Source organism: Cupriavidus necator N-1 (assembly GCF_000219215.1).
GTDB classification, from domain to species: domain Bacteria; phylum Pseudomonadota; class Gammaproteobacteria; order Burkholderiales; family Burkholderiaceae; genus Cupriavidus; species Cupriavidus necator.
In genome coordinates, this window is the sequence record NC_015727.1 from 918,813 (window position 1) to 934,110 (window position 15,298).

The following is a 15,298-nucleotide window of genomic DNA, read 5'->3' on the forward strand; positions in this document are numbered from 1 at the left end:
GATGCAGCTAACACCAGCCATTCGACAGCGCCTCTCTTCCAACATCCAACTTTACCAGCCACATTAAAGGAGACAATCCATGCAACAAGCCGTCATCGTCGACGCCATCCGCAGCCCGATGGGCCGCTCCAAGCCGGGGTCGGCCTTTACCGAACTGCACGCCACCGAATTGCTGGCGCAAGTGCTCAAGGGCCTGGTCGAGCGCAACCAGCTGGACCCGGGCCTGGTCGACGACGTCATCACCGGCTGCGTGACGCAGGCCGGCGAGCAGTCCGCCGGCCCCGGTCGCGTGGCCTGGCTGGCCGCCGGTTTTCCCGACCACGTACCCGCCATCACCATCGACCGCAAGTGCGGCTCCAGCCAGCAGGCAGTGCACTTCGCCGCGCAGGGCATCATGGCGGGCGCCTATGACATCGTCATCGCCTGCGGCATCGAGTCGATGAGCCGTGTGCCGATGGGCTCGGCGCGTATCGGCCAGAACCCTTATGGTCCGTCGATTGAAGCGCGATACGCGCCGGGCCTGGTCTCGCAAGGCGTGGCGGCAGAGCTGGTGGCGGCAAAGTACGAGCTGTCGCGTCAGGACATGGATAGCTATTCGGCGCGCTCGCACGAACTGGCCGCCGCTGCCCGCGAGAGCGGCGTTTTCCGCCGCGAAATCCTGCCGATCGTCACGCCCAACGGCGTGGTCGAGCATGACGAAACCATCCGGCCGGGCACCTCGGTGGAAAAGCTGGGCACGCTCCAGCCTTCGTTCCGCACCGACGAACTGGGCGCGCGCTTCCCGCAGATCGGCTGGAACGTGACCGCCGGCAACGCCTCGCAGATCAGTGACGGCGCCTCGGCCATGCTGCTGATGAGCGAATCCGCGGCGCAGCGCCTGGGTCTGAAGCAGCGTGCGCGCTTTGTGGCCTTCGACGTCTGTGGCGACGACCCGATGATGATGCTCACCGCACCGATTGCCGCTAGCCAGCGTGCGATCAAGAAGAGCGGACTCAAGCTGGACCAGATCGACCACTACGAGATCAACGAAGCCTTTGCCTGCGTCCCGCTAGCCTGGCAGAAGGCGCTCGGAGCCGACCCGGCACGCCTGAACCCGCGTGGTGGCGCGATTGCACTGGGTCACCCCCTGGGCGCCTCCGGCGTGCGGCTGATGACCACCATGCTGCATGCGCTGGAAGACAGCGGTCAGCGCTATGGACTGCAGTCGATGTGCGAAGCCGGCGGCATGGCCAACGCCACCATCATTGAACGCCTGTAAGCCCCCCCGAGCCGCGACTGCAACAGCGCGCGGCCGGACCGCTTTTTTCCATACCAGTACTGGAGACCCAAGATGAATCTGAATAGCACAATGTCCGCGGTTGTAACCGGCGGCGCTTCCGGCCTCGGCCTTGCCACAGCGCGCCGCCTGGTGGAGCGCGGTGTTAGCGTGGTGATTGCCGATCTGTCCGAAGAACGCGGAAACGCGGCGGTCGACGAACTCGGCTCTAAGGTGCGCTTCGTCAAGGCCGATGTCTGCGACACCGACCAGATGAACGCGGTCTACGACGCCGCCGAGGCCATGGCCCCGCTGCGCGCGCTGATCAACTGCGCCGGGCTGGGTGCGCCGGTGCGCGTGGTCGAGAAGGACGGCTCGCCGGGCTCGCTGGAAAAATACGAGTCGGTGGTGCGCATCAACCTCATCGGCACCTTCAACTCGCTGCGCCTGGGTGCCGCGCGCATGGCGAAGAACGAACTGGTGGACGGCGAGCGCGGCGTCTGCGTGCTGACCGCTTCAGTAGCCGCCTATGAAGGCCAGATCGGCCAGATCCCGTACAGCTCGGCCAAAGCCGGCATTGTCGGCATGACGCTGGTGGCCGCTCGCGACCTGGCCCAGCGCGCCATCCGCGTGTGCACCATCGCCCCGGGCCTGTTCGATACGCCGCTGCTGGCGAAGCTGCCCGAAAACGTGCGCGCCTCGCTTGGCGCCATGGTACCGCACCCATCACGCTTGGGTGCGCCTGACGAATACGCCTCCACCGCGCTGCACATCCTGGAGAACCCGATGCTCAACGGCGAGACCATCCGCCTGGACGGCGCCATCCGAATGGCACCGCGCTGAGCGGCCTGCCAATACGAAAAGCGCTGCGCTAAGTGCTGGAGAACAGCATGCCCCTGAGCGTGAACCATCACATCCGTCTGTCGGATAGCTCGGAGCATATCATTCAACTCCAGGAGGGCGCCAGCACACGCGGGCCGGCAATGCGCCAATGCTCGTTGGCACTTACATAGCACAGCGCAAACTCCTTGAGGAGAAGCTGCTTGCCTCGCGTGAGCAGCTCTGTAAGCTTTCTACTTACTTCGAGGCTGTGCGCGAAGAAGAGCGCAAGCGCATCGCGATGGAAATTCACGATGAGCTGGGCCAGTTTCTGACGGCGCTCAAGATAGATATTTCTTTGCTGGAAATGAGGCTAGAGCTGGCCGAGTACCCGCAAGCCGAACAGAAACTGAGCGAGATGCGGAAACTGGTGGAACGAACCATTGGAACGGTCCGCCACGTTGCCAATCATTTGCGTCCCGTGGCGCTGAACTACGGGATAGTTGCGGCCCTGGAATGGCTGACAGAGGACTTCTCACTGCGCAACGATGCAGCATGCCGATTGCATGTGCAGGGGCAGGAGCCGACACTCACCAACGAAGAGGCTACGGCTTTCCTTCGCATTGCCCAGGAATCGCTCACCAATGTGGCACGACATGCCAGCGCGTCCGATGTCAATGTCGCACTCACCACTACTGTCAAGCGCATCACCCTCGCGATTAGCGATAACGGCCGGGGATTCAGGCTCGGAGTCTCGAGGCAAGGCTACTCCTATGGCCTGCAAGGCATGAGCGAACGCGCACGCTTACTGGGCGCCACCCTTGCTATCCAGAGTGCGCCCGGCGCCGGCTGGAGTCGCAGGGCGTTGGTACCGGCGACCGCGTGCTGATCACGGCCGAGGACTGCCTGGCAGTGATCACGCTAGTGTTCGCCTTATCGGAATTGGGGGCCTGGCCGGCCGTTGTCAACGCCCGCCTGTCGGAGCGGGAAATCGAGGAGATCCGGGCGCACTGCCGGCCGCGCCTGATGCTGTTTGCCCATGCGGCATCGCCGGATGCCCTGCGCCACGGCGTACGCTACCGCGCACGGGAAATTGCCCCCGCCGGTCTCGTGCCGCTGATGGCCAGCGCTCTCGACGAGGGCAGCGAGCGCGAGCCTGAAACGCTCGCGCGCGACGTCGCTGGACTGATCTACACGTCCGGCACAACCGGGCAGCCCAAGGGCGTGAAGGTCACCCACCGGGCCTTACTGCACTTTGCGCACGTCACGGTGGAGTCGCGCCGCATGCAAGCCGACGACTGCGCCTATGCCGTGATGCCCTTGTCGCTTATCTTCGGGCTGGGGACCCTGCTCATTTCGACGTTCCATGCCGGCGCAAGCCTATACCTGAGGGCACGCTTCAATGCCGCCGATGTCACCACGGCTATCCGTGAAGGTGCGATCACCCTGCTGCAAGGCGTCCCGACCATGTTCAACCGCATCCTCGCGCAAGTGCGCGCGAGCGGCATGCCATTAGATCCGTCGCCAAGGCTGCGCTATCTCTACACGGGTGGCGGGACCGCTCGACCCGACACTCAAGCAGGAAGTCGAGGCAACCTTTGGCCAGCCGCTGCACCATGGCTACGGGATGACCGAGTATGCTGGTTCGGTCTTCGTGACGCGCGTGGGCCGGCCGCGCAGCGACTGCTCGGCGGGCGAGATCGTCGAAGGCGCCGAACTGCAGGTGGTCGGGCCGGCCGGCAAATCGGTGCCGCAAGGCGAGCTGGGCGAACTATGGGTCAGAGGACCGGGCGTCATGCGTGGCTACTACCGCGCCCCGGACCTGATCGCCGAGGCCCTGCGCCCCGACGGCTGGCTCAACACCGGCGACATTGGCCTGCTGGGCCCTGACGGCGCGTTGTCCATTGTCGGCCGCACCAAGGACCTGATCATCCGCTCCGGCTTCAACGTCTATCCAGTCGAGGTCGAATCGGTCATTAACACGCACCCGTCCGTACGTCTCTCGGCGGTGGTCGGTCAGCCTACCGCGGATGGCAACGAGGAAGTGATCGCCTTCGTCGAGATCAAGGACGGCGAGAAATTTGACGCGTTAGCGCTGCACGACTACCTGATCGATCGCCTGTCACCGTACAAGCGCCCCGAGAAGATCCTGCGCGTAGCCGCCATGCCGACCACTGCCAGCGGCAAATTGCTCAAGCACCAGCTCAAACAAATGCTCGCGGACCAAAAATAGCGGGCACTTTCAATCCTGACGCCCGAGGCCATCCTCGACCAACAGGCTCACCAGCTTGCGCGCGAACAGCGGCAAGCCGCCGAGGTCCGCCACGCAGATCTGCAGCTTGCGCTCGGCCCATTCATCATTGAGCTGGATGATCCGCAGCGCCATTGTGCCGGCATGGCGGGTGGCGGTACTCTCCGGGAGCACACCGATGCCGACATTGGCCTCAATCATCCGGCACGCAGTCTCGAAGTTGCTGACCTGCACGCGCCAGCGCAACTCACGCTGCAAGTCCGCTGCGGCTCGCTTGAGGAAATTGTGAATCGCGCTCGCCTCCGGCAAGCCAATGAAGTCGTAGCCCAGCGTATCGATGAAATCCACGCTGCTGTGATCAGCCAGCGGGTGGCTCAGCGCGGTGGCAAGAACCAGGCGGTCGCGCCGGTATGGCATGACCTCCAGCCCTTCAGTACGCACGTTGCCGGCAACGATGCCGATGTCCACCATCCCTTCCTCCACCGCGCGCACGATATCCGGGCTCAGCCGTTCCTGCATTTCGATGGTCACATTGGGGTGGCTGACGAGATAGGTCCGGAGCACGGCCGGGAGGTACTCGCTCATCGCCGTCGTGTTGGCGAAGACACGTACGTGGCCTTTGACCCCTGAGGCATATTCCTGAAGGTCGCCGCTCAGTTGTTCGAGCTGGCGCAGTACACGGCGCGCATGGACCAGCAACGTCTCTCCCGCGCCTGTCACTTTCACGCCCTGGCGGCCGCGGCTCAGCAGCTTAACGCCGACGTATTCTTCAAGGTTCTTGATCCGTGTACTTGCGGCTGGCAGGGAGAGGTGCGAGCGTTGTGCACCCCCGGTCAGGCTCTTGGCCTCCACGATATGGATGAAGAGTTTCAAATCGACCAGATCAAAGCGCATCACATGCTTCCCAAGCGTCGTACCGGATTATCCCCCCAAAGCTGCACGCAAGCGCCGAGATTTCGCAGCCCCTGCGCCGCTTACCCCCGACCTGAAGAGACGAGGCGTGGGCGGCGGTCCTATAGGGTCATAGTGGACTTCGTGCTCATCAGAAGCTCTGCCAGTCCGCGGTATCTGTCGATGCCGGTGCGCGATGGCAATTAGCAGCTATCAGGGGCATGGAGGGCCTTGAGGGCTTACCGGACTTGACCAGCACGGCTGTCGCTCCGCCTCCGGGAGAAGCGGGGTAACCCCACATCGAGAGTTGGAGACTAGTACGCAGGCAGCAATTGTAGTGGTCAAGTTATTTCGGACAGGCAGATAGGTTCTTTTTCTATCGATTTCGCCTCGTAGGCAGCGGGCGACAGATACCCCAGGGTTGAGTGCAAGCGCACCGGATTATAGAAACCAACGATGTACTGGGTGATGTCGCGCCGTGCCTCGGCGTGGTTGGCGTATTGACGCTGCCACACGCGCTCCATCTTCAGGTTCAGGAAGAACCGTTCCGTCACCGCGTTATCCCAGCAATTGCCTTTTCGACTCATGCTGCAAACAATCTGATGGCGTGCCAGCAAGGTCTGATACTCCGCGCTCGCGTACTGACTGCCCCTATCCGAGTGCAGCACCAGTCCCGGCGCTGGCCTTCGCTGCTGCAGCGCCATGCTCAGTGCCGACATCACCAGGTCGGCCGGCATGGTCGGCGCCATCGACCAGCCCACGACCTTGCGCGAGTACAAGTCCAGCACGACCGCCAGATACAGCCAGCCTTGAGCCGTGCGGATATACGTTATGTCCGAAGTCCAGGCCCGATTCGGCTCGGCCACGTCGAATTGCCGGTCCAGCACGTTCTCTGCCACTGGCAGCGTGTGCTTGCTGTCAGTCGTCGACACGAACTTACGCTTCCAGGTCGCGCGCAAGCCCGCTTCGCGCATCAGCCTACGAATCCGGTAGCGGCCAAGGCGCACCCCTTGTTCCCGCACCGCATGCATGACACGCCGGCTGCCGTAGCTGGCGCCGCTCGCAGCGAACGCCGCTTTGACGTGGGTCTGCTCCTGCAGAGTCTTCATGCTTGGCTTGGCGCGGCGGTGCGCATAGTAGCCCGAGCGGCTCACCTGCAATACCCGGCAGGCGTTACTGACCGATACGGCCTCCTGTTGCAAGTGGGCTACCACCCGGTAGCTCACTTCAGTTCCCGCGCAAAGAAGGCCGAGGCTTTTTTTAGCAAGGCGTTATCCTCGCGCAGTTGCCGATTCTCCGCCTCCAGTTGCCGGATGCGCTGCTGTTCCGCCGTCAGCGGCTTGCCCACGCCAGGCCCGCCGGCGCACCCTGCATCGTACTGCGCCATCCAGCACCGAACGGCCGTCTCACCAAGCTCCATCGACCGGCAAACCTCGCTGACCGATAATCCTTGGTCTCGCACCATCCGTACTACTTCCAGCTTGAAGCTGGCGTCAAATTGTCGGCGCCTTCTTGTCATCTATCTTTTTTCCTCGTCGATTCCGGATTGTCCTCCTATCGACCTGTCCGAGGAAATTAGACCACCACAAATTGCTGCGCGACGAGCAATGCGGGCGGAGAAGGATCCCCCCTCCAAGAGGCACCAATGCCTTTACGGCTGCTGACCAAACTAGTAAAGCGAACGAGATGTAGGGAAGTAGTGAAATTTCTGTAAGTTATGCCTTACGAAACTCCACCTCCTTAGCGATATGAGGGGAGTACCATTCCTCACGGCGAAGGGAATCCTCGTGAGCAAGGGTGCGCAGCTGGACCTGAGCAAGCGTGGCCGTACCGGACCTTCTTATCCACGCGACTGTAGCCGACGGTGTCAGTGATGACTGAGTGACCAAACTGGTCGACAAGAACTCCGTTGGATTACCGATAGCCGGCGTCTCGTCTTCTCGAATCCATGGCATCTCAGCGCCAAGCCGGTCAGCGGAACGGAAAATTGAAGCCGATGTTTCCCTTGCGGCGGCTGCCCGCCACGCCGGATGCGCCCACTCTGTCCGCGTTGGACGACTCAAGGCGTGCCGACGCCCTCTGAGCCTCATTCGTCCAATAATGCCTTGGCCCGCTGCAAGTCTGCTGAATCGAAACCTTCTGCGAAGGCCTCATAAAGGCACGCCAGCGCCCGCCGTGCAGTTCCCGTCTTGCCCTGCTGTTGCCGTAGCCTAGCTAGGCTTATTGCCGCGCGCAACTCGAGCGATTTTGCGCCCTGCCGACGGGCGATCTCGATCGCCCGATGAAAGCATGCTCGCGCCTCTTCCTGGTTCGTGGGCACGTTCCCGCACTGAAGCAGGAACTCTCCTTTAAGCCGGTGCAACTCCGCTTCGTAGTAGCGCTCCCCTGTCTTACCGGCACCTACCAAAGCGTCGGCAAGTATATCCAGCCCCATTCGCGCCTGCCCTGCGGAAGCATAGACCATAGCCTGCAGGGCGAGAAAATATGGCCGGCACAGCTCGGCCCCCAACGCTTGATAAACGGCCAGTCCCTGGTCTATCCGAGAGATTCCCTCCTCATTCCTGCCCTGCTCTGCAAGCGCCCAGCCTTTCATAATGTTCCCCCACGCCAGCCAGAACGGGAACCCCTGCTCGGTCGAAAGTTCGATAGCGGCATCGGCGCATTCTTGTACCAATTGAACCTCATGCCGGCACTGATACGTTTCAGCGGCGAAGGTCACGGCAAGCGCAAGACTGAACGGGTGCTGGAGCTTCCTAGCCAGCACCAGTGCCTCCTGCGCGCGATCGCGGGCCTGGTCTGGATATCCCAGGTACCACAGGACTCGGGCCAGTATGCTAAGCCCGCGCACCCCGGGGTCCTGCCCATAAAGACCGTAATGAACGCCCTGCTGCTCGGGTTGATAGTAGGCGAGCCCCTGTTCCAGATGAGCCAGGGCTCTGTGGGGTTCACCAAGCAGAAAGGAAGTCGCTCCCAGCGTGGTCTGAGCGTGCACCAGCAACACCGGATCCTGCATGCGCTCAGCCAGGGCTAGCAGCGCCTCACCCAATGCATACGCGGTTTGATGCTCCCCGCGGATTGAATAGAACAAGCGCAATCCAAACTTCACTTCAAACAATTGCGCACTGTTATCGTCCTTCTCGCACAAGCTGAGCGCCCGCTTGTAGTTCGTCTCCACCTCGCTCGAGGCATAGCTTCTCGCGGCAATGAGGGCCGGACCGAGCGCGACGCGCAACGAGATCTCCCGCCGATCGCGCTCTTGTGTCCGAGGCAGACGCTCGACCAGCTCCAAAGCCGTGCTCAGATGACGGATGGCGTCGAGATGCGCGGAGCGCTCAAGCGCCTGCTGCCCGGCGCACAACAGATACTCCACTGCTTTTGGAATGTTACCGCTGAGACTGTAGTGGTGAGCCAGCTCGCTGCAATAGTCTTTCAACTGATTCTGGAACAGCGATTCGATGGCCCGACCGGTGCGCTCATGCAGCACGCCGCGTTGGTCCGATAGCAGGGAGTTGCCCGCGACTTCTTGGGTGAGCGCGTGCTTGAACGCATATTCGACTTCAGGAAAGTCGGCACGCCCATAGATGAACTCTCCCGCCTCCAGGCTAGCAAGTTGTGAATACAGGCGGTCTTCCTCCAGCCTGGCCACCTCTCGAATTAAGCTCAGAGGAAACTCCTTGCCTATCACGGCGAGGGTCTGTAACAGCTCCTTCTCCGGGATTGGCAGTCGGTCCATGCGCGCCACGAGCACCCCCTGTACCGTGGTCGGAATATGCAGCGCCGCCGGGGTCTTTTCGATACGGTAATGGCCAGGTACGCCGAGCAGCGTATTCTCCTCGGATAGGGTCTGTACCACCTCTTCCATGAAGAACGGATTGCCCTCGGTTTTTTCCAGGATGAGTTGCTTGAGCGGCCCAAGTCCGGAATCATCGCCCAGCAACGCGGTGAGCAAACCCTGTGCCTCAATTGGCCCCAACGGCGCGAGCCGCAATTCGGTGCAATTGGCCTTGAGATCCCAAGTGCACCGGTACTCGGATCGGTAGTTCACCAGCAAAAGAATCCGCGCATCTGCCGCACGTTCGCTGATGTAGGCGAGGCACGCCTCTGTCTCGCTGTCCAGCCATTGTAAGTCTTCGAAAAGCAACTGTATGGGCTGATTCTCACTCTCGCGCACCATCAGGCGGGTGATGGCCTCGAAGGCACGCTCCCGCCGGAGGCTGGCTCCCATGTCCGCCACAGCCGAGCCAGGCTCGCCGAGGCCAAGAAGGAAGAGTAGATAGGGGAGCAGGCCTTCGAGACTGCGATCCAGCATAAGCACCTTGCCCGTGACCTTTTCGCGGCTCCGACGGTCATCGTCCTGGGCCGTAATCTGGAAATAGTTCCTCATAAGCTCGATCAGCGGCAGATAGGGGAACGCTTTTCCGTGCGACACAGAGAATGTCTCTAACACCAAGCAACCGCGCTGTGAGCGTGCCTTAAACTCATGAAATAGCCGCGATTTTCCAACCCCGGCTTCCCCCACTACGGCGATGATCTGCCCATGGCCGGCCGTGGATTCATCCAGCGCCCGATGCAGCGCGGCCAGTTCGGCCTCCCGGCCCACGAACCGGGCGAGGCCCCGATGCGCGGCCACCTGTAGGCGTGTACGAAGCGCACCCACGCCGGTCACCTCATAGACCTCCAACGGCTTGGGCACGCCCTTGACCTGGGCTGCGCCAAGGGCCTTGAAGTCGAAATACCCTTCCGCCAGCCTATAGGTGGGGTCGCTTACCAGGATCGAGGACGGCGCGGCCATTGTCTCCATCCGCGAGGCGATGTGGATTGTGGGCCCGACGGGGTCGTAATCGGTATGCAAGTCGTCCTTGCGGATCGAGCGCACAACTACCTCACCCGTGTGAATGCCTACGCGGATCTGGAGTGAAATGCCTTGTTCCAGCCGGAGTCGCTCGCTGTGCTGGCGCATCGCCTCCTGCATGCGCAGGGCGGCATAGAGCGCGCGCTGCGGATGGTCCTCGTGCGCGATGGGCGCGCCAAACAGCGCCAGGATGCCATCGCCCAGCGACTTGGCAACATAGCCTTCGTAGTAGTGCACAGCCTCCATCATCATCTCAATGACGGGGGAAATCAGATGGAGGGCAGCTTCCGGGTCCCAATCATGGATCAGTGCGGTCGAGCCCGCCATATCGGCGAACAGGACAGTGATGGTCTTGCGTTCGCCGCTCGCCATGCCGCGCGCCTCAAGTGCAGCTTGCTCTGCACGTATGCGCTCTGCTAAGTGGCGTGGGGTGTATTGGGCGGGGGTAGCGGAAGGTCCTATAGGAAATTCGCTAACGGTAGCGCCGCACGCGTTGCAGAAACGCGCAGTGGGACTCAGCGGGTGGCCACAGTGCCGGCACGCGCACGCCAGCCGACTGCCGCATTGCTCACAAAAATTGGCTCCTTCGGCATTGTCAAATCCGCAGATTGTGCAGCGCACCATGGAGCCTCCGACTTCCGCTCAGCCAATTAAATGCCCCATTTCCATTCGTCGCAAGAGCCTGCTTTGGGCTTGACTCGGGGGACAGGAAATCGCGGCGGTCGGTGGATACCCACGGCGCCTGCTGATTCGGGCCAAGAAGAGACATATGCACTGTCGCCAATGACGCGTGGTCAAATGTGCACCGGCCTCCCCACGACCGAAGGCCTCATTTAAAATGCCACCTTTGAGTCGAATAAGTGAGAAGAAAATGCCTGATCGAGCGCATTACGCGAAGCTCGTCGATAGCATTTTCGGCGTCGGAAACTGTTTACCTTCGACGTGGATGATCTGCAGTCCAACAACGTGATTAGCGCGTTGCGCAAGCCGGAGCAATTTGCTGTGTTCAGCACCAACTTCGAGCAACGGCTTCGCCGGCTCGCTCCACGCCAATGGGACCCTTCGCAAAGGAGATCTGCGTGGCAATCAACAAGATTGTCACTTCCGAGTGGGATGGAGCCTATGCGGAGCTTTGCGCGCTTGGCTATTTCGTGGCCGATGCCGCGACTGTGCTGGGGAATATTGTCCTAGACCACACAGTCCCCGCGTCCCAGACGCTGGCGTCTGAAATGGGAATGCAACACGCCAATCACGACATGAGATTTCCTAGTCTCGGCGTTTCGATGGACACGAAGCTTCTTTCGGACAAAGCGGGCAGCATCCTCGAAGGAATCTTCAATGACTTCCGCGAGGCCAAGAGCATCGAGAATCTGACGGTCCTGCCTTCCTACAACCCTGGGGAGGACTTCATCACCTTCCAGGCCAATCGTCAAAAGTTGCTAGACGAGCTGAAGCAGGGTGTCGACCTAAACGTCCGTCCTTCGATGCTTGTCAGCCAAGTCATCTCCGGGCTGTCGTATAAATTCGCCTGGAAACCCGGTGTGCTGACGGCAGAGAACTCTTATTCGCCCTTAGAGCACGCGAAAAACCACCATCGGCTGCTGTCCGCGCATGCGAAGAAGTTCTCGACGGCGGAGCCAACGGTAATTGTCTTCGTTATCTTTCCTTGGACCGCGGAGACCGTCTTCCCTTTCGATGACTTGAAGAAGCTGTTTTTCAAGAAGTTTGGCGATCATCTTTTCACGGGCTACCTTTCCTCACCCGATCCGCTATGAACTTCCACAGCAAGATCGAATCCGCAATTTCGGCTGGCGATGTGACCAAGCACCTCTCCGGCATCCTCTTTCTTGAGGACGACTCCATCCTGGCCAAGACCCCAATGATGTTAACGTCAAGGCGAGCTTCCTATGAAATCCTAACGCTTTGCATTCATTGGCCGGCAGTCAGTTGGAGGCTTCATTGCAGACTCGCGGCGCCTTCGACTTGCAAAAAACACGCGCGGCTTCCCGGCCTTGATCCTTGCGAAATCCTCGCGCTGGCTTCGCAAAAGAGGGCCGCACGGAGCATCCCCGTGCGGCCTTCAACGAGCAATAAGCCCGGTGTCGATTCGCTTCGTTGTACGGCCGGTTAGAACTTGTGGCGCACGCCCAGCGCGACGCCCACCATGCTGGTCTTGCCGTTCGCCAGCGCGTAGCTGTTACCCAGCGACAGGCTGTTGGCATAGACCGTTGCCAGCGAATCCATCATCAGGCCTGCGTTCTTGGCATAGGCCGTGGTCAGGTAGACATCGGTACGCTTGGAGAACGCATAGTTGGTCACCAGCGCGACCTGCCAGGGATTGGCGACGTGGGTGTCGCCGAACAGGTTCTTGAGGTCGTCATAGTTGTATTCCAGCGTCACGCCGACCGCCGGGGTGACCTGGTAGTTGGCGCCGATCCAGTAGAAGTCGTCGCGCTGGATCAGCCCCCCTGCCGCGTTCTTGTTCTGGCCCCAGCGATAGCCACCCATGATCTTTGCCGGGCCGACCACATAGCTCGCACCAACCACAGCCTTTTTCACTGTGCCGCTACTGTTGCCGATGGTGGGGTTCCACTGGTCGTAGCCGACGGTCAGCCCGAGCGGGCCGCCCTGGTACGCCACCGCGGCGCCGTAAGCGGTATCGCGGCGGAAGGCGCCGGGGACTTCGCCATTGCCGCCGATGGGCGTTGCGATGCCGACGGTCTGCGGCAGTGCCACGCCAGTGCCGAAGGACCAGTGCGCCAGCGCCGTCACCGGGCCGAACTGCCCGGTGTACTTGACCGTGTTGTCCTCTCGGAAGTTGGCGCCGGACTGCAGCACTATCGGTTCATATTGCGTGGCATAGGCCGTGGGCGAGAAATTCGCCAGCGCCTCGAACATCGACGTGTACTGGCGGCCCAAGCTGATCTGGCCGATACCGGCCTTCTGCATGCCCACAAAGGCCTGACGGCCAAACAGGCGCCCGCTTTGCTGCGAGGTGCCGGTGTCGAGGTTAAAGCCGCTCTCCAGCACGAACAGCGCCTTGAGGCCGTTGCCAAGGTCTTCCTGGCCGCGCAAGCCCCAGCGCGAGCCGGACACGCCGCCGGAGTTCATGCGATAAACATTGTTGGCCGGGCCCGGGTTGAACTGGTTGGATGCGACCGGCACCGCGCCCACGTGGTTGGCGTACTCGACGTTGATGTCGGCCACGCCGTACAGCGTCACGTTGGACTGCGCGAACGCGCTGCCTGCGCAGGCGAGCCATGCGGCCGCAGCCATGCTTCTGAACTTCATAGGTGCAAGTCTCCTCATTTTCTTCTTTCGTTTGCGATACGGATGATTCCGTCTATGGGTACTTCGGGGTACTGCCTTACTTTGTGTGCCGCCGCTGCGAGGGCGTTGGGCTTCAACTTGTACGCAGCAGATTCTTCCAGCAACTCGGCCACGTGCGGCCACGGCATGACCTTGCTGACCGGCTTCAACTACAACGACAGGGTATGGCTCTCGCCCTCCGGCGATACCACGCGACCCCTGTCGGTAGCCCTTCCCTTCCAGCAACCCAGAACTTGCAGCACCTTGCAATCCCGCACGTGCCCTCCCTACACCCGCCTTAACTGCCGGAGGGCGCTGCCGGTGGCTCCTCCAAAAGCCTGGCCTTCACGATTTTTCCCGTCGGGGTCATAGGCAAAGAATCGCGGAATAAGATTTGGCGTGGCACCTTGTAGTCGGCCAGCAGCCTGCGGCAGTAATCGATCAGAGATTCCGCTGATGGCTGCGAGCCCGGTTTAGGAACTACGTAGTAATGCCCTACTTCTCCGAGCACTGGATCGGGAACGCCAATGCCGGCAACCATGAGCACATCCGGATGACGCAACAACACATTCTCGACTTCGATGGGGTAGACATTGAAGCCGCCCTGCACGTACATCTCCTTGCTTCGGCCCATTAGCGTCACGAGACCCTCGTCGTCGCGACATCCGAGATCTCCTGTGCGCACCCACCCGTCGAAGAAGGCGTTAGCGGATTCCGTTGGCATGTCAATATATCCAGCGACGGTCAATTCACCACGGATCCACAGTTCTCCAGCTTCCCCTGTCGCCGCGTCCCGCCCATCTGGCCTCACAATCCGCAATTCGACACCAGGCAGCGGCCTGCCGACAGTACGAACAATTGCATCAAAATCGCTGTCCCATGGTGACATCAGGGCAGCCCCAGACGTTTCCGACAAGCCGTAGAGATTCATCACGCTTGCCTTGGGAAAAGTTTGCTGAAGCTGCTGCAAGAGATTGGGGTCTGCGTTCGCGCCACCCGTTATCACGAGCCTGACTCGCTGCCGGTCGAGCTGGCCAATTGCCTCCTCCCGCAACAGCAGCGTGTGCATGGTCGGCACACCGACGACGATAGTCGGAGGGAATGACAGCATGTCCGAAATGACCTGCTTGGGACTGAAGGTCGGAATCAGCAGACTTGTGCCACCTCCCAGCAGCATGGCAAGGAAGCCGCAGGTCAGGCCACCGACGTGGTTGAGCGGCAAGGCAAGCATCTGTAGGTCGTTTGACCTGAGACCCAGATGGCTGCATTGGGCGACCGCCGAGGCAAGCTGACTGCGGTGCGTAATCAACGCACCTTTTGGCCGGCCTGTGGTTCCGGACGTGTAGATCAGTACCAGTGGATCTTCCGGGACTATGCTCGACTGAGCTCGGTCAATCCTTGCCTGGTCTACTACCGTGGCGAGTAGCAAGTCAAAGCGCTGGTCAGCCGGCACGGCGGAACTTCCCATGAAGAAGTAGTGCTGCACGGTAGGCAGCCGTGCCCCCATGCTCGCGAAGTAGGCGACGTAATCCATATCGCCCACCACCGCCGGCGCAATGATCGCCCTCACCTTCGCATGGTTGACGATGTATTCGATCTCACTATCACGGTAACGCACACTGAGTCCAACGAGAATTGCCCCAATTTTCGCCGCCGCCAGATATGCCAGAAGCCATTCTGGTTGATTAAGCCCCAGCATCCCGAGGCGGTCACCCTTACCAAACCCTAGGTCGAGCAGGCCGCAGGCAAGATGATCCGAATCCCGGTCTAGCTCAGAGAAGGTGATTGCGCGCCCTTGGTAAATCAGTGCAGGGTGGTCTGGTTGCAGAGCCACATTCCGTTTGAGTGCCATCCAGACGCGATCGATGTTGACCAGTTCAATCATGCTCACTTCCTGATATGGTGGTATGTACAAAAATGA

10 protein-coding genes and 1 pseudogene are annotated in these 15,298 nt (G+C 60.9%); 6 read left to right on the forward strand and 5 right to left on the reverse strand.

The window, feature by feature from the left end; genetic code table 11:
* The first annotated feature begins 79 nt into the window (after positions 1-79).
* From CNE_RS34200 to CNE_RS42800, 5 genes and pseudogenes are all read left to right on the forward strand, one after another.
* A complete protein-coding gene (locus CNE_RS34200) occupies positions 80-1,258 on the forward strand; it encodes a thiolase family protein (RefSeq protein ID WP_013959328.1) in 1,179 nt (392 codons plus the stop codon).
* 72 nt (positions 1,259-1,330) lie between these two features.
* A complete protein-coding gene (locus tag CNE_RS34205; protein ID WP_013959329.1) occupies positions 1,331-2,098 on the forward strand; it encodes an SDR family NAD(P)-dependent oxidoreductase in 768 nt (255 codons plus the stop codon).
* A 148-nt stretch (positions 2,099-2,246) separates the two neighbouring features.
* Positions 2,247-2,963 (forward strand): sensor histidine kinase, encoded by a 717-nt coding sequence (locus CNE_RS34210; RefSeq protein WP_013959330.1) that lies wholly within the window; start codon positions 2,247-2,249, stop codon positions 2,961-2,963.
* A pseudogene (locus CNE_RS42795) lies at positions 2,957-3,562 on the forward strand (AMP-binding protein); the annotation flags it as partial. The gene CNE_RS34210 and the pseudogene CNE_RS42795, both read left to right, overlap by 7 nt.
* A 61-nt stretch (positions 3,563-3,623) precedes the next feature.
* Positions 3,624-4,307, forward strand: coding sequence for a class I adenylate-forming enzyme family protein (locus tag CNE_RS42800; RefSeq protein ID WP_269148745.1), 684 nt, complete (start codon positions 3,624-3,626; stop codon positions 4,305-4,307).
* Positions 4,308-4,316: 9 nt separating this feature from the next.
* Here the strand turns inward: CNE_RS42800 and CNE_RS34220 are convergent, their stop codons facing one another.
* The 3 genes from CNE_RS34220 to CNE_RS34235 all read right to left on the reverse strand — a co-directional run bounded on the left by CNE_RS34220 (position 4,317) and on the right by CNE_RS34235 (position 10,692).
* The gene (locus CNE_RS34220) at positions 4,317-5,219 is read right to left on the reverse strand and encodes a LysR family transcriptional regulator (protein ID WP_013959331.1); all 903 of its coding nucleotides are present in this window, start codon (positions 5,217-5,219) and stop codon (positions 4,317-4,319) included.
* A gap of 338 nt (positions 5,220-5,557) precedes the next feature.
* A protein-coding gene (locus tag CNE_RS34225) for an IS3 family transposase (RefSeq protein WP_238553156.1) occupies positions 5,558-6,735 on the reverse strand; the annotation gives its coding sequence in 2 pieces (ribosomal slippage) (positions 5,558-6,468 and positions 6,468-6,735; 1,179 coding nt in all).
* A gap of 567 nt (positions 6,736-7,302) precedes the next feature.
* Positions 7,303-10,692: an adenylate/guanylate cyclase domain-containing protein gene (locus CNE_RS34235; RefSeq protein ID WP_013959333.1), complete on the reverse strand. Its 3,390-nt coding sequence runs from the start codon at positions 10,690-10,692 to the stop codon at positions 7,303-7,305.
* A 455-nt stretch (positions 10,693-11,147) separates the two neighbouring features.
* On the opposite strand from CNE_RS34235, the gene CNE_RS34240 reads away from it, so the two are divergent.
* Positions 11,148-11,843, forward strand: coding sequence for a hypothetical protein (locus CNE_RS34240; RefSeq protein WP_148271769.1), 696 nt, complete (start codon positions 11,148-11,150; stop codon positions 11,841-11,843).
* A gap of 352 nt (positions 11,844-12,195) precedes the next feature.
* On the opposite strand, the gene CNE_RS34245 is transcribed toward CNE_RS34240, so the two are convergent.
* Positions 12,196-13,359 (reverse strand): porin, encoded by a 1,164-nt coding sequence (locus CNE_RS34245; protein WP_013959335.1) that lies wholly within the window; start codon positions 13,357-13,359, stop codon positions 12,196-12,198.
* Positions 13,360-13,675: 316 nt separating this feature from the next.
* Positions 13,676-15,262, reverse strand: coding sequence for a class I adenylate-forming enzyme family protein (locus CNE_RS34250; RefSeq protein ID WP_013959337.1), 1,587 nt, complete (start codon positions 15,260-15,262; stop codon positions 13,676-13,678).
* Between the last annotated feature and the right edge of the window lie 36 nt (positions 15,263-15,298).